Source organism: Streptomyces sp. FH025 (assembly GCF_017427025.1).
Taxonomy (GTDB): Bacteria; Actinomycetota; Actinomycetes; order Streptomycetales; family Streptomycetaceae; genus Kitasatospora.
This window is the reverse complement of sequence record NZ_JAFLNG010000013.1, coordinates 1-19,520: the sequence shown is the minus strand read 5'-3', so window position 1 is coordinate 19,520 and position 19,520 is coordinate 1. Positions and strand designations below refer to the sequence as shown.

Here is a 19,520-nt window from a genome sequence, read left to right as displayed (position 1 = left end):
GCCCGGTGCCCGCGAAAGCGGCTGTGAACCGAAAGCGACCACGGCATGAAAGCGCTCACCTACCACGGACCCGGCCGCCGGACCTGGGGCGAGGTGCCCGATCCGGTGGTCCGGGGTCCGGAGGACGCCGTCGTCCGGGTGGACGCGGTGACCATCTGCGGCACCGACCTGCACATCCTCAAGGGCGACGTCCCCGAAGTCGAGCCGGGCCGGGTGCTCGGCCACGAGGCCGTCGGCACCGTCACCGCGACCGGGCCGGGCGTGCGCACCGTCGCCGTCGGCGACCGCGTCCTGGTCTCCTGCATCTCCGCCTGCGGCCGCTGCTCCTACTGCCGGGCCGCGAGCTACGGGCAGTGCACGGGCGGTGGCGGCTGGATCCTCGGCCACCTGATCGACGGCTGCCAGGCCGAGTACGTCCGCACCCCCTTCGCGGACACCTCGCTGCACCGGCTGCCCGAGGCGGTCGGGGACCAGGACGCCCTCCTGCTCGCCGACATCCTGCCCACCTCGTACGAGGTCGGCGTCCGCAACGGCCGGATCGGGCCGGGGGACACCGTCGCGATCGTCGGCGCCGGGCCGATCGGGCTCGCCGCGATCCTCACCGCCCGGCTGTACAGCCCGGCCCGTGTCATCGCGATCGACCTCGCCCCGAGCCGGCTCGCCGCGGCCGAACGCTTCGGCGCGGACACGGCGTTGACCGTGGCCGAGGCCACCCCGGAGGCCGCCCGCGCGCTGAGCCGGGACGGGCTCGGGGTGGACGTCGCGATCGAGGCGGTCGGCGTCCCCGAGTCCTTCGAACTGTGCACCCGGCTGGTGCGCCCCGGCGGCCGGGTCGCCAACGTGGGCGTGCACGGCGGGCCGGCCGTGCTGCACCTGGAGGAGCTCTGGATCCGGAACGTCACCATCACCACCGGGCTGGTCGACACGGACAGCACCCCGCTGCTGCTCGATCTGCTGGCCGCCGGCCGACTGGACGTCTCCGGTCTGGTCACCCACCGCTTCGGCCTCGAGGAGATGCAGGAGGCGTACGACGTGTTCGCCGACGCGGCCGGGACCGGCGCCCTCAAGGTCGCGCTGCTGAGGACCAGAAGCGCGAACTGATCACGGCAATCCGGGAGATGCGAGTACGGTACGGCATCACCACCATGAGTGGGCGGCCCTATTCCCGCGCCCGTCATGTCCCGAGGAGGCCAGGGTGACCACCGTCGAAGCGCCAACCGGCGCTGAACTCGTCGACCGTGCAACGAAGTTGATTCCCCTTCTGCAGAAACACGCGCTGTGGTCGGACCAGAACCGCCGACTGCACGACGAGGTCGTCGAGGCGCTGGCCGACGCCGGCTTCTACCGGATGCGCACGCCCGCCCGGTACGGCGGCTTCGAGTCCGACGCGCGGACGATGGTCGACGTGAGCGCCGAACTGGCGCGCGGCGACGGCGCGGTGGGGTGGACCACGCAGGTCTCGTGGATCCCCACCTGGATGGCGGGGATGTTCCCGGACGAGGTGCAGGACGAGGTGTTCTCCACGCCCGACGTCCGACTCTGCGGCACGCTGAGCCCCACCGGCATGGCGACGCCCGTCGACGGCGGCTACCGGGTCAACGGCCGGTGGGGTTTCATCAGCGGTGCCCTGCACAGCCATTGGCAGGAGATCATCGTCATGGCGCCGACCCCGGACGGCGGCATGCAGCCGCTGATGGGTCTGGTGCCGATGTCGGACCTGGCCATCGTCGACGACTGGCACGCCGCGGGCCTGCGCGGCTCCGGCAGCGTCAGCACCGTCGCCGAGGACCTGTTCGTGCCCGAGGCGCGGATGATCCCGCTGGGCGCGATCCTCCAGGGGCAGTCCGCCTCGGTCGCCAACGCCGACTCGCCGATGTTCCGGGCGCCGCTGCTCGGGGTCGCCACGGCGTCCTCGGTCGGCACGCCGCTCGGCCTCGCGCGGGCGGCCCGGGACGAGTTCATGCTGCGGCTGCCGAACCGGAAGATCACCTACACCGCCTACGACGCCCAGCGCGACGCCGCGATCACCCACCTCCAGGTCGCCGAGGCCGCCCTGAAGACGGACGCGGCGGAGTTCCACGGCCACCGTACGGCCGGCCTGCTGGACGCCAAGGGCGCGAGCGGCGAGGGCTGGACGCTGGAGGAGCGGGTCCGGGCCCGGGCCGACGTGGGCGCGGTCTGCCAGCTGGCCAAGGAGGCGGTCGACCTCCTCGCCGGCGCCAGCGGCGGCTCCTCGATCTACGAGACGGCGCCGATCCAGCGCGTCGCGCGCAACATCCAGGCGATCAACCTGCACGCGCTGATGTACCCGCAGACCGCCTACGAGCTGTACGGGCGGGTGCTGAGCGGGCTGGAGCCCAACTCCCTCTACATCTGACGATCTGACGATCTGACGGGTTCCGCCGCACGTACAGACCACGTACCAGACCACGTACCAGACCACGCGCCAGACCACGCGCCAGACCACGTACCGACCACGTACAGACCTGGACGGGACGCCTCGCGAAACGGCGCCGGACCGGTGGGCTTCCACCGGTCCGGCGCCGTTCGCATGCCGTCGCGCGCGCGGGCGCGGTGATTCGTGGGAGCTCCATCATTTATCGACGATATTCCGGGCCGCGCCTGGTCGTGCACCTTCGAGCGTGCGCGTTTCCCCCCCTAGGTTCGCATTCAGGGAGAAGCGCCCACGGAGACGTCTCGGGCACATTGATGGCATCGGATGCGAATCCTGGCGAAGGATTTCGACGGGCTCCCGTACTTCCTGATGAAGGCGAGGAAGGTGCCGGGCAATCCCAATCAAGGTTCGGCTCCCCTGATCAATTCGCGAGCACACAGGCCCTGTTGATCCCCACAGAAGGGTGGAATTAGGTGGCTTACAGTGAGCGATTCCGCAGACTGATACCCGGCCTGGTGGTGGTTTTGGTGGCCGCCTCGCTCTTCTTCGCCGCGCGCGCCTCGGTCGCGGCGCCGGGGGGTGACGAGGTGGCGAAGCAGTACGCCTTCAAGGAGATGCCCATCGCCATGCCGCCCGGCTACGACCAGAAGCCGATGAACACCGTCCGGGTGGTCAACCCGGCGTACCAGAAGATCCGTTCGTGGATCTCCTCGGTCGGGGCCAGCATCGCGATCAACGACGTCACCGGCCACGGTCTGGCCGACGGCATGTGCATCGTGGACACCCGCACCAACAGCGTGATCGTGACCTACACGCCGACCGCCCGGCCGGCCGACAAGTTCACGCCCTTCCTGCTCGACGGCGCGCCGCTGCCGATGGACGACGCCATGGCGCCCACCGGCTGCACCCCCGGGGACTTCAACGGGGACGGCCGGACGGACTTCCTGGTGACGTACTGGGGCCGCACGCCGATCCTGTTCATGGCGAAGTCGGACGCCACCACGCCCTCGGCGAACGCCTACGTGCCGCGCGAGCTGGTGGCCTCGGAGTCCATCGACGGGAAGTACCACGGACCGCGCTGGAACACCGACGCCGCCTACGTGGGCGACCTCGACGGCACCGGCCACCCGTCGATCGTCATCGGCAACTACTTCCCCGACTCGGACGTGCTCGACCCGAACGGCCTGAAGAACGTCGTGATGAACGACTCGCTGTCCAGCGCCAAGAACGCGGGCGGCGACCACGTGCTGCGCTGGTACCAGGGCACGTCGGGCACCGAGCCCACCGCCTCGTACGTCGAGGAGAAGGACGCCATCCCGTACGACGCCTCGACCGGCTGGACGCTGGCGATCTCGGGCGCCGACCTGACCGGTGAGGGCCTGCCCGACCTGTACATCGCCAACGACTTCGGCCACGCGCACCTGCTGTACAACCGGTCGACCCCCGGGAAGATCCGGTTCACCGAGGCCAAGGGCGAACGCACCCCGACCACGCCCAAGTCCTTCATCCTGGGCAACGGTTCGTTCAAGGGCATGGGCGTCGACTTCGGTGACCTCCGCCGCACCGGCAAGTACGACATGATGGTCAGCAACATCACCGTCGCCTGGGGCCTGGAGGAGAGCAACTTCCTCTGGATCAACCAGGCGAAGGACGAGGACGAGATGCGGCGCAAGCTCGACGCCGGCATCGCGCCGTTCACCCAGCAGGCCCAGGAGCACGGCGTGGCCTGGACCGGGTGGGGCTGGGACACCAAGATGGGCGACTTCCTCAACAACGGGGACCTCTCCATCCTCCAGGCCGACGGCTTCGTCAAGGGCAACATCGACCGCTGGCCGTGGCTGCAGGAGATGGCCATGACCAACGACGACCTGCTGTCCAACCCGGCGATGTGGCCCAACGTCCAGCCGGGCGACGACATCGCGGGCGACGAGGCGATCGCCTTCTACGCGAAGAGCCCCAGCGGCAAGTACGTCAACATCAGCGACCAGCTGGGCATCGCGGTGCCGACCCCGACCAGGGCCATCGCCACCGGCGACACCACCGGCACCGGCGCGCTGGACTTCGCGGTGGCCCGCCAGTGGGGGCCGCCCGCCTTCTACTGCAACACCTCGCCGAACCGGGGCAACTACCTGAACCTGAACCTCTTCCGGCCGCTCGCGGACGGCTCCACGGCGCACGAGGGCCTGGTGAACACCGGCGTGCCCGCGTACGGCACCACGGTGAAGGTCACCACCCCGGACGGCACCCAGATCTCCCAGCTCGACGGTGGCGGCGGCCACAGCGGCTTCCGCAGCTTCGACGTGCGCTTCGGGCTCGGCTCCTACCACGGGCCGGTCACCGTGAACATGAGGTGGCGGGACGCGAGCGGCGCCCAGCACGAGAAGACGCAGCAGCTCAACGCCGGCAACCACTCCCTCATGCTGACCAGCGACGTCCAGGAGGTTTCGAGCCGATGACGGCAGCCACCAAGGCGAAGGACCCCCGGTACCTCGCCCTGCGCAACTTCGCGATCTCGATCAGCGTGTTCAACGCCTTCGGGTACACCCTGCTCGGCTTCGAGCAGCCGTGGCTGTGGCCGTTCATCGCGGTGGCCACCGCCTACACCTGTGAGATCGGCTTCGAGCTGATCAGCGCCTGGGCCCAGCGGCGCGCCCCCCGCTTCCGGGGGAACGGCTTCCGCGGGTTGTACGAGTTCCTGCTGCCGGCGCACATCACGGCCCTGGCCGTCAACATGCTGACGTACGGCAACAACCAGCTGCTGCCGCTGTTCTTCGGCGTGGTCATCGGTGTCGGCGGGAAGCACGCGTTGCAGGCCCCGATCGCGGGCCGGATGCGGCACTTCATGAACCCGTCGAACTTCGGCATCACGATGTCGCTGGTGTGCTTCGGCTCCTGGTTCAGCATCGCGCCGCCGTACGAGTTCACGGAGAACGCGAACACCTTCTTCCGGGTGATGATCCCGCTGATCATCGCCACGGCCGGAACGGTGATCAACGCCCTGCTCACCAAGCGGACCCCGCTGATCGTGGGCTGGCTCGGCGCCTTCGCCATCCAGGCCTTCATCCGGCACTGGATCTGGGACGTCGCGCTGTTCTCCGCGCTCGGCGCGATGACCGGTGTCGCCTTCGTGCTGTTCACCAACTACATGATCTCCGACCCGGGGACGACGCCGATGAAGGGCCGGGCGCAGTTCATGTTCGGCTCCTCGGTCGCCTTCGTGTACGCGATCCTCATGCAGTTCAACGTCGTCTACACGCTGTTCTTCGCGACCACGATCGTCTGCGGCCTGCGCGGGCTCGGCTGGTGGGTGGCACACCTGATCAACAAGTCCCGGCAGGCGCGCGGCGCCGGTACGGCCGCCGGCGACGAGGCGGCCGCCCGGCTGCCGAAGGCGGAGGCCGGGGCGGTCGTGGCCTGACCCGCCGAGAGGCCTGGTCCGCCGAGGGGCCCGGTCCGTTGAGGGGCCTGATCCGCAGAGGGGCCTGAGCCGTTGAGGGGCCTGAGCCGTTGAGGGGCCTGTGGCGCCGACCGCCGGTCGGCGCCACAGGCCCCTTTCCGCGTTCCTACCGCTCGTCCGTCAGCGCCTCGGAGGCCTCCGCCGGCGGGTCGAACGGCCCCCAGGTGAACGCGGGCAGCCACGGCTCGGGAGCGGCGCTCCAGGTGAGGCCGGAGATCTGCCGGTGCGTCCGCCGCCCGGTGAGCGAGCGCAGCAGGTCGTGGCGGTGGCCGTGGACGGTGGCGGCCGGCTCGCCGTCACCGGCCTGCCACCCGCCGCCGGGCGTCTCGATCCGCAGCGCGGGCAGCCCGTGCTCGCGCACGGAGTTGGCGAGGCCGCGGACGACGAGGTCCAGCGAGGACGGGTAGGAGGGGTGGTCGGCGGGGACGGGCGCGCCCAGGGTCCGCCGGATGTCGAGCTCGTGGGTGAAGGCGTCCATCATCATCATGGTGTGGCGCAGCTGCGGGGCGGTGGTGACCACCTGGGCCATCGGGGCGTCCAACGCGGCCCACTCGGTGAGGAGTTCGTCCAGGGTGGCGCCCCGCGTGTGCGGTACCTCCCACAGGTTGCCGGGCTCGTCGGCCGCGACCGCGCGGCAGATCGCCACCAGGTGGCCAACGGCGTCCAGGACGGTCCAGCCCGGACACGCGGGAATCGGGAGGTTCGCGGCCTCGGGCCGGCCGCCGGTCAACTCGGTGATGTTCTCCCGGGAGTTGCGGTAGGCGAGATGGTCGGGCCACCGTTCCCACCGGTTGGCGGTGGTCGCGGTGGCCACGTGCCGACGATCCGTGCTCATACGGGTTCTCCTCGGTCAGGGGTGTTCGTTGCCGGGCGTCGTGCGAAGCCATTGCATTCTGTCCGACGCTCTTTCGACGTTGGGCCGTGGCCCCGGCGACACAGCACTTCCGGAGATGCCCGAGCGCGTTCCGAGGCGGATTCTGACAGTGAAGTACTGCCTGACAGACGGGAGTTGTCGGAAATGACAGCGATAGCGGACCTGGACGCCTACTACGGCGAGTTCACCAGCGAGCGTGAGAAGGACGTGCTGAGCGTTCCGCTGCGACTGGTCGCCGCGTGGGCGCACAACGACGCCGAGGGCGTCGCGGACTCGTTCACCGAGGACGGGATCCTGATCCTCCCGGGCGACGTGCTCAAGCGCGGCCGCGAGGAGATCCGGGTGTTCATGGCGGCCGCGTACGCCGGCCCCTTCAAGGGCACCGGCGTGACCGGCGCGCCGGTCGACGTCCGGTTCGCCAGCGACGACGTGGCGCTGATCCGCACCCACGGAGGCATCCTGGCGCCCGGCGAGACCGAGATCGCCGAGGAGCTCGCGGTGCGCTCGACCTGGGTGGTGGTGCGCACCGACGGCGAGTGGAGGCTCGCGGCATACCAGAACAGCCCCCGCGGCGCCGGCGCGACCCTGCGCTGGTAGCCCGAACCGAGTCCCGAATTCCACACCCCTGAACAGGAGATGAGAGGATGACGGAGAAGGCGGCGTCGCTGGTGACGCAGGCCAAGCAGTGGGCCTCGCGCTACGGCGAGTTCTCGAACGGAACCGAGGGCGCGGTGCTCACGGTGCCGCTGCGGGTGGGTGCGGCCTGGGCTTCGGGCGATGCGGACGCCCTCGCCGAGCTGTACACCGAGGACGGCAGCGAGCTGATCGGCGACAACCAGCTCCGGGGCCGCGAGCAGATCCGCACGTACATGGCGGAGGCCTTCGCGGGTTCGTACAAGGGCTCCCGGCTGGTCGAGGAGCCCGTCGACATCCGGCTGCTCACCCCCGACGTGGCGGTGGCGGTCACCCAGGGCGGAGTGGTCCGCGCCGGGGAGGAGGAGCCGGTCCCCGAGAACAGCTTCCGGGCGACCTGGGTGGTCGTCAGGAGGGATGGCGACTGGCGGCTGTTCAGCCACCAGACCAGCCCGCTGAAGGGCTGATCCGCACACACCCGCCGACCGCCCCGGATTCTCCTTGGTGTCCGGGGCGGTCGCATCCCCCGACGCGGAACGGAACCGCGCGGGGTACGACCGCGCAGAGCGCAACCGTAGAGATGCCCGCCGGGAAACCGCGCCGGGAGCATGGAGAGGCCGGATTTCCGGTCCCGAACCGGGAGGGATCATGCCGACGACCTGGGGTTCGCTGCGCAGGCTGCTGCTGACGCCGCAACTGGCCGAGGTGACCTTCGCCCGCCGGGGATTCCCGGTGACGCGCTCGCCGTCCACCGAACGGCTGGAGGCGGTGCCGCAGGCGGTGGTCTGCGGCTTCGAGTGGGGCATCGACGCCCGCTCCCAGTGGGAGCTGGAGCGTCGACTGAGCCTCGTCGATCCGGAACAGCGAGGGTTCGCCTACGAGGGCGCCACGATGGCCTTCACCATCCTGGACGCGACCGGCCGGGGCCGGCGGACCCTCGACCTGCTGACCGGTCCCGGTCAGCCGCACATCTTCCTGGCCTACATCGGCATCGGCTTCGCCATGGCGCGGCTGCCGCGACCACTGTGGAAGAAGGTGCTGCCCGACCTGGGCGGTACGCCCTACCACCCGACGATGAGCTGGCTGGCGGTCGACGGCTACGGCTTCGACCTCGCCTACTTCAACACCCGGCGCTGGGTGGACGAGCAGCGGGTGCCGCAGCCGTACCCGTGGCTGGGGGACTCCGGCTACTTCCGGCGGGCGGTGGACCAGGGGATCGGCCGGGCGCTGTGGTTCATCCACGGCGGGCAGCCGGCCCAGGTCGCCTCCGCCGTACGGAAGTTCGCCGACCAGCGGCACGCCGACCTGTGGAGCGGGGTCGGCCTGGCGTCGACCTTCGCCGGCGGCTGCTCGGCCGAGGGGCTGGCCGAGCTGCGCGGCGAGGCCGGCCCGCACCGGGCGCAGCTCGCCCAGGGCTCGGTGTTCGCGTCCAAGGCGCGGGTCCACGCGGGCTTCGTCCCGGAGCACGGTGACGCCGCCTCGCTGGCCCTGACCGGCCTGTCGGCGGCCGAGGCCGCGGTGCTGGCCGACGAATCGGCCGCCCACGGCGCGGGCCCGAACGGCGAACCGGCCTACGAGGTGTGGCGGGCCAATGTCCGCGCCTTTTTCGGAGCCGTGGATTCCGTTCGCTGACCCGGTTCAACACAGCAGCAGAGAGGGGAGAACAGCGTGCCCAGTGCATGGCGGAACCTCCGCCGTCGTGTCCTCACACCGAGCGTTTCCGAGACGCTCCTCGACAAACGCGGTTTCCACAAGAAGTCGCCGGCCGCCCAGGAAGTTCTGGAGACGGTCGGCCGGACGTTCCTCGAAGGCTATGCGTACGCCATGGAGGCGAGCGTCCCGGCCGAGGCGGAGCAGCGCCTGGAGAAGATCCCGACCCGCTTCCGCGGATTCGCCTACGAGGGCGCCGGCATGGGTTTCGCCATGCTCGACGGCCTGCCGGTGGCCGGCCGCGGCGCGGTGTCCGGATTCCTTTCCGGAAGGGGCGCGGACCACGTCTACATGGTGTACGTCGGAATCGGCTGGGCGATGGCGCGCCTGCCGCGGTTCTGCTGGCCCGACATCGACCGGCTCGACCCGCTGCTGCGCTGGCTGGTGCTCGACGGTTACGGATTCCACCAGGCGTACTTCCGGACGGCGGACTACGTCCACCGGCAGTACCGGGAGGAGGTGTTCCCCTGGCCGGCCCACGACTCGCCCTCGTACGCGGGCCGGGCGATCGACCAGGGCATCGGCCGGGCCCTGTGGTTCGTCGGCGGCACCGACGCGGACCTGGTGGCCACGATGATCGAGAAGTACCCCGAGTCCCGGCGGTCCGACCTCTTCAGCGGCGCCGGACTGGCCGCCACCTACGCCGGCGGCGCCGAGGAGGAGGAGCTGCGGGCCTTCCGGGACCGCGCCGGGGAACACCGCGACATGGTCGCGCAGGGCAGCGCCTTCGCGGCCGAGGCCCGCGTCAAGGCCGGGCTGCTGACGCCGCACACCGAGCTCGCGACGCGGATCTTCTGCGGCATGGGGCCGGTCGAGGCGGCCAAGGTCACCCAGGACCGGCGGCCGGCCGCCGGGGCGAGCGGCGGGCTGCCCACCTACCAGGTGTGGCGCGAGGCGATCGCCGCCGCCTTCGCCGAGCCGGGAAGGGGGTAGCCGTGACCACGGCACACCGGGTGCCGCCCGGGCCGCCGCGCAGGGCCACTCCGGCCCTGCTGCGGGACCTGGTGGGGGACCGGCTCGCGCTGATGCGCTCGGCCGCCGCCGAGTACGGCGACGCGGTGCGGATGTCGATCGGCCCGAAGACGCTCTACTTCTTCAACCACCCCGACCACGCCAAGCACGTGCTGGCGGACAACGCTGCCAACTACCACAAGGGCATCGGACTCATCCAGGCCCGCCGGGCCCTCGGCAACGGCCTGCTGACCAGCGAGGGCGAGCTCTGGAAGAAGCAGCGCAAGCTGATCCAGCCGGCCTTCCAGCACAAGCGGATCTCCCAGCAGGCCGAGGTGGTCGCGGAGGAGGCGGCCAAGCTGGTGGGCCGGCTGCGCGCCCACGAGGGCGGCGGCCCCGTCGACGTGGTGCACGAGATGACGGGGCTCACCCTCGGAGTGCTGGGCCGCACCCTGCTCGACGTCGACCTCGGCGCCTTCGAGGGGGTCGGGCAGGACTTCGAGGCGGTCCAGGACCAGGCCATGTTCGACATGGTCACCATGGGCCTGGTGCCGGGCTGGGTGCCGCTGGCCAAGCAGCGCCGGTTCCAGCAGGCCCGGCGGGACCTCCAGCAGGTGGTCGACCGGCTGGTGGCGGACCGTCGCTCGCGCGACGGCGCCGACACCGAGGCGGACGACGTGCTGTCCCGGCTGATCGTCTCCACCCGGGCGGAGTCCGACCCGAGCGTCGGCCGGCAGAGGATGCGGGACGAGCTGGTCACCCTGCTGCTGGCCGGCCACGAGACCACGGCGAGCACCCTCGGCTGGACGTTCTACCTGGCCGACCGTCACCCCGAGGTGATGGAGCGGCTGCACGCCGAGGCCGTCGAGGTGCTCGGCGACCGGCTGCCGCGCTTCGAGGACCTGCACAGCCTGCGCTACACCGCGCGGGTGGTCGAGGAGGTCATGCGGCTCTATCCGCCGGTGTGGATCCTGCCCCGGCAGGCGCAGGGCGAGGACGAGGTCGGCGGGTACCGGGTGCCGGCCGGCGCCGACGTCCTGATCTGCCCGTACACGCTGCACCGCCACCCCGGGTTCTGGGACGCCCCGGACCAGTTCGACCCGGACCGCTTCCACCCGGACCGGGTGTCGGACCGGCCGCGGTACGCCTACATCCCGTTCGGGGCCGGCCCGCGGTTCTGCGTCGGCAACCACCTCGGGCTGATGGAGGCCACGTTCACGATCGCCCTGATCGCCCGCGAGCTGCGGCTGGCCAAGGTGCCCGGCTACCGGGTGGTGGCCGAGCCGATGCTGTCCCTGCGGGTGCAGGGCGGGCTTCCGATGACGGTGCACTCCGTCGCCTGAGTCGGCCCGACCCTTCGTGAGCCGGTGCGCGCAGCCTCCTGTCGACCTCTCAGGGGGCTGCGCGCCGGGGAGCACGACTCGTCGGAGCCGGCGCGGGGCGGCGGTGGATCAGCCGGCGATCGACGCCGCGGTGAACGCCTCGGCCCGGACGTCCAGCAGGGCCATCAGGACCGGCGGGTCGAGGGCCCGGATCGGCCGCAACCGCAGTTCGACGGGCAGCAGCGGTACGTCCGGACGGGCCTCGATCGGCCCGACCGAACCCACGGAGAGCTCCTGATCGCCGGTCAGCACCTCGCCCATGGAGGCCGGGACGGAATGCGCCAGCAGATACCAGGTGCCGGCCGGTGCCTGTTCCAGGCAGAAGCTCCCGGGGCGGGGCAGGACGGTACAGGCGGCCGGTCTGCCCTCCGGGATCCGGGTGGGGAACAGCCCGATGAACACACAGCCGAGGTCTCCCGCGACCGATGCCCGGATCTCGCCCCGTACGGTCGCGAGCTCGGGGTTGGTGTCGCAGCACGGGGCCACCTGGATCCGGGGGGTGAAGCCCTTGAGCTGACGGAACATCGAGGGCGAGACGCCGACGCTGCTCGCGAACCGGGAGCTGAACGTGCCGACGCTGTTGTACCCGACGCGGTGACTGATCTCGGTCACCGTGAGCGTGGTCGCCATGAGGAGTCGTTTGGCCTCTTCGATTCGCAGGGCGGAGAGGAAGCGGCCCGGCGAAACCCCGGTCACGCGCTGGAATTCCCTGGAGAAATGGAACTTGCTGTACATGGCTGCCTGTGCCATATCATCTATGGTCAGCAGCTCCCCGATATTCTCGTGCATGGTTTCGATGGCCCGGGTCACGGCTTGCTCGATAGCTGGTTTCATACCGACTCCAAGTTCGCTGACACGCGTGCGGGGCGACCTAGCTGGAAACGGGTTAAGAAAACCTCCGCTCTTGAAAATATCGCAGACGATAAATATCGCTGCGATAACGACTGTCGACCGTAGCAGGTGACCATGACAAGTGCAATGGTCACGGCATGCGCCAATGGCATAGGCCAATTGATACCGGTCGGTAAATTACCGGCCGACCACAGCAATGCAGGAGATGCCAACGGTGCGGTTGTGCGCGGACGATGCTGGGGTCACCAAGGTGAAAACATCTGAGGAGGCACTGGTGCGCTCAGAATCCCGAGATGAACAACGGGAAGAACGGACGATGACGCTCGAGGCGTTCGCGGACACGATCGTTCCGGGCGAAAAGCGCTCGCCCGACGATCGGGCCGTCGCGGGCGCGTCGCCCGGTGGCGGCGCGGTGGCGGCCGGCGCCATCGAACTGCTGGAGACGCCGGCGACCGGAGTATCGACGGTCCTGGATGACTATGCCCGGATGCTGAACGAACATGCACGGACCTACGCGGCCGAGCACGGCCTGCGGCTCGACGGGACGGTGCCGCCGTTCGTCGCGCTCGCCTTCGAGGACCGGACCACCGTCGTCCGCACACTGACCGGGCCGGACCAGGAGGACCGCGAACTCTGGGTGCTGCTGGCCCTGTTCAGCAACATGGCGTTCGACACCGCCGCCCACATGCACACCGCCGACGCGATGGCGGCCGGCCACCCCGGCCTGGTCACGATGGGGTTCATGAAGCCGGACGACGACGGCCTCTGGCGGTTCCCCGACTTCTCGTACGGCCGTCGCCTCGCCGACCCGCACCCGGACACCACGCCCACAGGGAGCCCCGCATGAGCAGCAGCGACAGCACCGACGTCCTGATCGTGGGAAGCGGCTTCGGCGGCGCGATCGCGGCCTACCACCTGGCCGCGGGCGGCGCGAAGGTCACCGTCCTGGAGCGCGGCCCGTGGCTGGAGGCCCAGGACTTCGACCACGACTTCCTGCTCGGCTCCTCGTACACCCGCGTCTTCGACTTCACCGTCGGCGACGGCATGAGCCTGCTCGGCGGCAACTGCGTCGGCGGCGGCAGCGTGGTGTACTTCGCCGCGATGCCGCGGGCGCCGCGCTTCGCCTTCGAGCGCAAGGGCAGCATCGGCCGGCGGATGTGGCCGAAGAGCATCACCCGGGACTCCCTCGACCCCTGGTACGACCGGGTGGTCGAGGCGCTGCCGATCACCCAGCAGGACTGGAACGACGTCACGTACTCCGGCGGCCTGTTCGCGGCCGCCTGCGACCACGCCGGGCGGACGGCCAACCCCGTCCCCGCCGCGATCGACCGGGCGAAGTGCACCAACTGCAACTGGATGATGGCCGGCTGCCGCTTCGACGCGAAGCGCTCCCTGCTGCTGAACTACCTGCCGGCGGCCCTCGCCCACGGCGCGGAGATCCGGCCGCTGCACGAGGTGCAGCACCTCTCCCGGACGGACGACGGCGGCTACCGGGTGCACTACAACGTCATCGACGACACCGACTACCGGGTGCACGTCGGCAACGGGACGATCGACGCGAAGATCGTCATCCTGGCGGCCGGCGCCGGTGCCACCCCGGTGATCCTCCAGCGTTCCGAGGCCACCCTCGGCGCCATGCCGCACGCCGTGGGCCGCTACTTCTCCGGCAACGGGGAGCGGCTCAACACGGCCGTCGTCAACGAGGACCGGGCGCGCGAGCTGCTCGGGCTCAAGCGCGGCGACGGCGAGGCCTTCCGGGCCAACCAGATCGGCAAGGGCCCGGTCGTGGCCAGCTGGGACAACCTCGACGGGAACCTGCCGGAGCACTCCCGCTTCTCCCTGGAGCAGCTGTACTTCCCGCCGGGCTTCGGCACCATCCTGGCGCAGGTGCCGGACGCCACGGGCCCCAGCTGGTTCGGCGTCGAGAAGAAGGAGCTCGTCCGCCAGTGGCAGTCCTGGCTGACCGTCTTCACCATGGTCGAGGACGACAACGAGGGCGTCTTCGGCCCGCCGCCGGCCACCGGCAACGCCGACCGGATCTCGCAGCAGATGCTCGGCCGCGGCCCGATCCGGTACCGGCCGACGGCCAACACCCTGCGCGGCTGGGCCGAGTCGGACGCCGTGGTGAAGGACATCCTGGAGCGTGACGGCCTCGCCAAGGTCATGCCGTGGACCAACGACGTGGTCGGCGCGTACACCGTTCACCCGCTGGCGTCCTGCCGGATCGGTGACGACCCGCAGACCTCGGCCCTGGACGACCGGCAGGAACTGCGCAACCACCCGGGCATCTTCGTCACCGACGGCTCCGCGGTGCCGGCGGCGCTCACCGTCAACCCGGCGCTGACCATCTCCGCGCTCGCGGAGCGGGCCATCCCCGGCATCGTGAAGACCCTCCAGGAGCGCGGGGTCAAGGTCACCTACGGCGCGCCGTCGCCGGACGGGTCGACCAGCGGCCGGCGCGGGGTGAAGTCGCAACTGCGCGACCTGGTGCGCGAGTAGCGCACGGCGAGGGTCGGACGAAGCCGAGAACCCACGAGGAGGCATCCATCATGGCGACACCGTTCCTGCGGCCGGTGCTGCGGGGGGCGCTGGCGCAGATCCGCCACGTCACCCCGGTCCGGCCGGCCGACGCCCGGAGTGAGGTGGCGGGCGTCTACGCCGAGGTGGAGCGGGAGTTCGGCATGCTCGCGCCGCCGGTCGCCCTGCACGCGGCCTCGCCCCCGGTCCTCGCGGCGTCCTGGGTGATGCTGCGGGAGACCCTGGTCGCGGCCGGGCGGGTCGACCGCGCGGCCAAGGAGGAGGTGGCCGCCGCGGTGTCGGAGGCCAACTCCTGCCCGTACTGTGCGGCGGTGCACGGTGCGACCTGGGCCGCGCTGATCGGCGACGGGGAGCCCCGCCGCCCGGTCGGCGGCCTCGGGGAGCACGGCGGGTGGCGCCCGGCGACGGACGCCGCGGCGCCGTTCCCCGCGGAGCAGGCCCCGGAGCTGGTGGGGGTGGCCGTCACCTTCCACTACCTGAACCGGATGGTCAGCGTGTTCCTCCAGGAGGACCTCGTCCCGCCCGGGGCGCCGGCGGCCGTACGGCGGGCGGTCACCGCCGTCCTCGGCCGGCGGCTGCGGCACTACGCCCGCAGCGCCCCGGCGGCGGGCGGGTCGCTGGACCTGCTGGCGTCCGCCGCCCTGCCCGCCGACCTCGCGTGGGCGGCCGGCACGCCGAGCATCGCGGGCGCCTTCGCGAGGGCGGCCTCGGTGATCGACGCGGCCGGGGCGCGGTCGGTGCCGGAGCCCGTACGGGACCTGGTGCGGGCCGAGTTGGCGCAGTGGGACGGCAGCTCGCCCGGGCTCGGCCGCGACTGGCTGGAGAAGGCGGTGAGCGGCCTTCCGGAGGAGCAGCGCCCGGCCGGGCGGCTCGCGCTGCTGACGGCGAAGGCCGCGTACCGGGTGGACGAGGGCCTGGTGGCGCAGTACCGGCTCGGTCAGCCCGGTGATGCCGGACTGGTCGAGCTCACCGCGTGGGCGGCCCTGACGGCGGCACGGGAGGTGGGGAGCCGGCTCGGCGGCGCGCGTGCGCCGAGCGGCGTGAGCTGACACGACGTCACAGCGGGAAACGAAGCTCCGGTCGACGACCGGAGCTTCGTCGCATTCCCAGTAAAAATTACAGTGTTATTTATGACAGTGTTATGGAATTCGATAAGCAAACTCGGAGAAGACAACCCCCTGGGGGTGGGGGCATCCTTGAATTGTCTTTCTGTCAATTCGTCTCCGTGGGCGGTGAGTGCATGAGTAATGAGCGGATAGCCATCATCGGAATAGGCCTCCGCTACCCGGATGCCAATTCGGCGGACGAGCTCTGGGAGAACGTACTGAGCGGCCGCCGGGCGTTCCGGAAGCTTCCGGACGAGCGCATGAACAGCGCGGACTACTGGTCCGCGGACCGCAGCGCACCGGACCGGTTCTACGCGACCAAGGCCGCGGTGCTGCGGGACTTCGAGTTCGACCGGGTCAAGTACAGCGTCGCCGGCAGCACCTACCGTTCGACCGACCTGACGCACTGGCTCGCCCTGGACGTGGCCGCCGAGGCGCTGGCGGACGCCGGATTCCCGGACGGTTCCGGACTGCCGAAGCAGGCCACCGGAGTCGTGGTCGGGAACAGCCTCACCGGAGAATTCTCGCGGGCCAACATCATGCGGCTGCGGTGGCCCTACGTGCGGCGCACGGTGGCCGCCGCCCTGGCCGACCAGGGCTGGGCCGACGAGGACACGGCGGCGTTCCTCACGTCGCTCGAAGGCCGCTACAAGGCCCCGTTCCCGGCCATCGGCGAGGACACGCTGGCCGGCGGCCTCTCCAACACGATCGCCGGCCGGATCTGCAACCACTTCGACCTCCGCGGCGGCGGCTACACCGTCGACGGCGCCTGCTCCTCCTCCCTGCTGTCCGTCGTCACCGCCGCCAAGGCGCTCGCCGACGGCGACCTGGACGTGGCCGTCGCCGGCGGCGTCGACCTCTCCATCGACCCGTTCGAGGTCATCGGCTTCGCCAAGACCGGCGCCCTGGCCACCGGCGAGATGAAGGTCTACGACAAGGACTCCAACGGCTTCTGGCCCGGCGAGGGCTCCGGCATGATCGTGCTGATGCGCGAGCGGGACGCGCTGGAGCAGGGCCGCCGGATCTACGCGACCATCGCCGGCTGGGGCGTCTCCTCGGACGGCAAGGGCGGCATCACCCGCCCGGAGGCCGGCGGCCACCGACTGGCCCTCAGTCGCGCGTACCAGCGGGCCGGCTACGGCGTCGAGACGGTCTCCTACTTCGAGGGCCACGGCACCGGTACGGCGCTCGGCGACGCCACCGAGATCGAGGCGCTGTCCTCCGCCCGCCGCGCCGCGGACCCGACCGCCCGCCCCGCCGCGCTCGGCACGATCAAGGGCAACTTCGGGCACACCAAGGCCGCCGCCGGGGTCGCCGGACTGATCAAGGCCACCCTCGCCGTGCACCACCAGGTGATCCCGCCGGCCACCGGCCACTACGACCCGCACCCCGGCCTGCTCGGCGACGCGGCGACCATGTACGTGCCGCGCGAGGCCGAGACCTGGCCCGCCGACCAGCCCGTCCGCGCGGGCGTGTCCGCCATGGGCTTCGGCGGCATCAACACCCACATCACCGTCAGCCAGGCCACCGGAGCGGCGCGCAGGGCCACCGTCGACGACCGCACCGTCCGCCTGGTCGCCGGCCGTCAGGACGCCGAACTGCTGCTGCTCGCCGGGCAGGGGCCGGCCGAGCTGCGGGAGGAGGTGGACCGGCTGCTCGACCTCACGCCCAAGCTCGCCCAGGCCGAACTGGCCGACCTGGCCGGCACCCTGGCCGACAGGCTCACCGACGGCCCGATCCGCGCCGCCGTCGTGGCGACCAACCCGGACGACGCCACCCGGGCCCTCGGCCGGCTGCGCGAACTCCTCGACGCCGGCGTGCAGGAGGCGTTCTCGGCCGGCGAGGGGATCTTCCTCGCCCGCACCCGGACCGCCCCCCGGATCGCCTACCTCTTCCCCGGGCAGGGCTCGGGCCGGGGCGCGGTCGGCGCGATCCGGCGCCGCTTCGCCGCCGCCGAGGAGGTGTTCCGGGGCGCCGGTCTGACGGCCGGCGGCGACCAGGTCGCCACCCAGGTGGCCCAGCCGCGCATCGTCGCCGGCTCGCTGGCCGCCCTGCGCGTCCTGGACGGGCTCGGCATCCAGGCCGACACCGCCGTCGGGCACAGCCTCGGCGAACTGACGGCGCTGCACTGGGCCGGGACGATGAGCGAGGAGCAGGTCCTGCGGCTGGCCGGCATCCGCGGCCAGGTGATGGCCGAGGCCAGCCGCGGCGGCGGCGCCATGGCGGGCCTCGCCGCGACCGTGGACGAGGTCGCCCGGCTCTCCGCCGGGCAGGACGTGGTGGTCGCCGGCCACAACGGGCCGCGCCAGACGGTGATCTCGGGCCCGGCCGAGGCGGTCGACGCGGTCTGCCGCAAGGCGGCGGCCGAAGGCGTCACGGCGACCCGGCTGAACGTCTCGCACGCCTTCCACTCGCCGCTGGTCGAACCGGCCGCGATCGCGCTGTCGGAGCGGCTCGCGGAACTCGACTTCGAGGCGCCCGTGCGGACGATCGCCTCCACCGTCAGCGGCGGGCCGCTGGACCCGGCCACCGACGTGCGCGAACTGCTCCGGGACCAGGTGCTGCTGCCCGTCCGGTTCCACGAGGCGGCCGCCTCGGCGGTGGCCGACGCCGACCTGGTCGTGGAGGTCGGTCCGGGACGGGTGCTGTCCGGCCTGCTCGCCGAGATCGCGCCGGACCGGACGGTCCTGGCCGTCGACACCGACAGCCCCACGCTCGGCACCCTGCTGCGCGTCGTCGGCGCCGCCTTCGTGCTCGGCGCGCCGGTGCGCACCCGGGAACTGTTCGCCGACCGGCTGATCCGGCCGCTGCCGGCGGACGGCGAGATGACCTTCCTCGCCAGCCCCTGCGAGGCCGCCCCGGCCATCGCCCCCGAACTGGTCGCGCAGGAGGGCACGGAGGCGGACACGGCCGCGCAGCCGGCCGCCGAGGGCGCCGACGGGGCCTCCACCCTGGAGCTGCTGTGCCGGCTCGCCGCCGAACGCGTCGAGCTCCCGCAGGACTCCGTCACCGCGCACACCCACCCGATGGACGACCTGCACCTGAGCTCCATCACCGTCGGCCAGATCGTCAACGACGTCACCCGCGCCCTCGGGCGGCCCGTGCTGTCCGCGACGACCAACTTCGCGACCGTGAGCCTCGGCGAACTCGCCGAACTGATCGACCAGTTGTCGGAGACCGAGCAGGACGGCGGCGGCGCCGACGCCGAGGTGCCCGGGGTCGGCCCCTGGGTGCGGCCGTTCGCGGTCGAGCACGTGGAGGCCGCAGCCGCACCGCGGCCCGCCGCCGCCCCGCAGGCGCCCGCCGGCCACTGGCCGGTGTTCACCACACCCGGCCACCCGCTCGCCGAGCCGCTGCGCGCCGCACTGGCCGGGGCCGGGATCGGCGACGGCGTGCTGCTCTGCCTGCCCGGCGAGTGCGGGACACCCGAGACCGCGATGTTCCTGGACGCGGGGCGCGCCGTCCTCGCGGCCCCGGCCGGCACCCGGCTGGTCGTGGTCCAGCACCGCTACGGCGCCTCCGGGTTCGCCAAGACCCTCCACCTGGAGCACCCGGGCGTCCCGGTGACGATCGTCGAGCTGGACCGCCCGGCCCTCACCGGAGAGGACGTCGACGAGTCGGT

The 19,520-nt window shown here is 71.6% G+C and carries 15 protein-coding genes; 13 read left to right on the top strand and 2 right to left on the bottom strand.

Going from position 1 to position 19,520, the window contains the following annotated elements; all coding sequences use genetic code 11:
* Positions 1–45 precede the first annotated feature (45 nt).
* From J0670_RS01915 to J0670_RS01900, 4 genes are all read left to right on the top strand, one after another.
* On the top strand, positions 46–1,101 hold the full coding sequence (locus tag J0670_RS01915) for a zinc-dependent alcohol dehydrogenase family protein (RefSeq protein WP_207808925.1): 1,056 nt from the start codon (positions 46–48) through the stop codon (positions 1,099–1,101).
* 94 nt (positions 1,102–1,195) lie between these two features.
* Positions 1,196–2,377 (top strand): acyl-CoA dehydrogenase family protein, encoded by a 1,182-nt coding sequence (locus tag J0670_RS01910; protein ID WP_207808923.1) that lies wholly within the window; start codon positions 1,196–1,198, stop codon positions 2,375–2,377.
* A 536-nt stretch (positions 2,378–2,913) separates the two neighbouring features.
* Entirely contained in the window at positions 2,914–4,851 is a 1,938-nt protein-coding gene (locus tag J0670_RS01905; protein ID WP_207808945.1) for a CRTAC1 family protein, read from the top strand.
* A complete protein-coding gene (locus J0670_RS01900; protein WP_207808921.1) occupies positions 4,848–5,813 on the top strand; it encodes an enediyne biosynthesis protein in 966 nt (321 codons plus the stop codon). The genes J0670_RS01905 and J0670_RS01900 overlap by 4 nt, the downstream gene beginning before the upstream one ends.
* A 145-nt stretch (positions 5,814–5,958) precedes the next feature.
* Here J0670_RS01900 and J0670_RS01895 read toward each other — a convergent pair whose 3' ends face one another.
* Entirely contained in the window at positions 5,959–6,687 is a 729-nt protein-coding gene (locus tag J0670_RS01895; protein ID WP_207808920.1) for a maleylpyruvate isomerase family mycothiol-dependent enzyme, read from the bottom strand.
* Positions 6,688–6,870: 183 nt separating this feature from the next.
* Here J0670_RS01895 and J0670_RS01890 point away from each other — a divergent pair, with 183 nt between their 5' ends.
* The 5 genes from J0670_RS01890 (at position 6,871) to J0670_RS01870 (ending at position 11,363) form a co-directional block, all read left to right on the top strand.
* Positions 6,871–7,323, top strand: a complete 453-nt coding sequence (locus J0670_RS01890; protein ID WP_207808918.1) for an SgcJ/EcaC family oxidoreductase — start codon at positions 6,871–6,873, stop codon at positions 7,321–7,323.
* A 47-nt stretch (positions 7,324–7,370) separates the two neighbouring features.
* Positions 7,371–7,826 (top strand): SgcJ/EcaC family oxidoreductase, encoded by a 456-nt coding sequence (locus J0670_RS01885; protein ID WP_207808917.1) that lies wholly within the window; start codon positions 7,371–7,373, stop codon positions 7,824–7,826.
* Positions 7,827–8,007: 181 nt separating this feature from the next.
* Positions 8,008–8,991, top strand: coding sequence for a DUF1702 family protein (locus tag J0670_RS01880; RefSeq protein WP_207808914.1), 984 nt, complete (start codon positions 8,008–8,010; stop codon positions 8,989–8,991).
* Between the two features lie 36 nt (positions 8,992–9,027).
* The gene (locus J0670_RS01875; protein ID WP_207808912.1) at positions 9,028–10,002 is read left to right on the top strand and encodes a DUF1702 family protein; all 975 of its coding nucleotides are present in this window, start codon (positions 9,028–9,030) and stop codon (positions 10,000–10,002) included.
* Between the two features lie 2 nt (positions 10,003–10,004).
* Complete coding sequence (locus tag J0670_RS01870; protein ID WP_307806341.1) at positions 10,005–11,363, top strand: cytochrome P450; 1,359 nt, start codon at positions 10,005–10,007, stop codon at positions 11,361–11,363.
* A 108-nt stretch (positions 11,364–11,471) separates the two neighbouring features.
* Here J0670_RS01870 and J0670_RS01865 read toward each other — a convergent pair whose 3' ends face one another.
* Positions 11,472–12,191 (bottom strand): helix-turn-helix transcriptional regulator, encoded by a 720-nt coding sequence (locus J0670_RS01865; protein WP_207808942.1) that lies wholly within the window; start codon positions 12,189–12,191, stop codon positions 11,472–11,474.
* Positions 12,192–12,570: 379 nt separating this feature from the next.
* Here J0670_RS01865 and J0670_RS01860 point away from each other — a divergent pair, with 379 nt between their 5' ends.
* From J0670_RS01860 to J0670_RS01845, 4 genes are all read left to right on the top strand, one after another.
* Positions 12,571–13,101 carry a DUF5987 family protein gene (locus J0670_RS01860; RefSeq protein ID WP_207808941.1) on the top strand — a complete coding sequence of 177 codons (531 nt, stop codon included), beginning with the start codon at positions 12,571–12,573 and terminating at the stop codon, positions 13,099–13,101.
* Positions 13,098–14,753 (top strand): FAD-dependent oxidoreductase, encoded by a 1,656-nt coding sequence (locus J0670_RS01855; protein WP_207808910.1) that lies wholly within the window; start codon positions 13,098–13,100, stop codon positions 14,751–14,753. Before J0670_RS01860 ends, J0670_RS01855 begins: the two co-directional genes overlap by 4 nt.
* 50 nt (positions 14,754–14,803) lie before the next feature.
* Entirely contained in the window at positions 14,804–15,841 is a 1,038-nt protein-coding gene (locus J0670_RS01850; protein WP_207808908.1) for a carboxymuconolactone decarboxylase family protein, read from the top strand.
* Positions 15,842–16,032: 191 nt separating this feature from the next.
* The coding region (locus J0670_RS01845; RefSeq protein WP_207808906.1) for a type I polyketide synthase at positions 16,033–19,520 on the top strand (3,488 nt) is incomplete at its 3' end.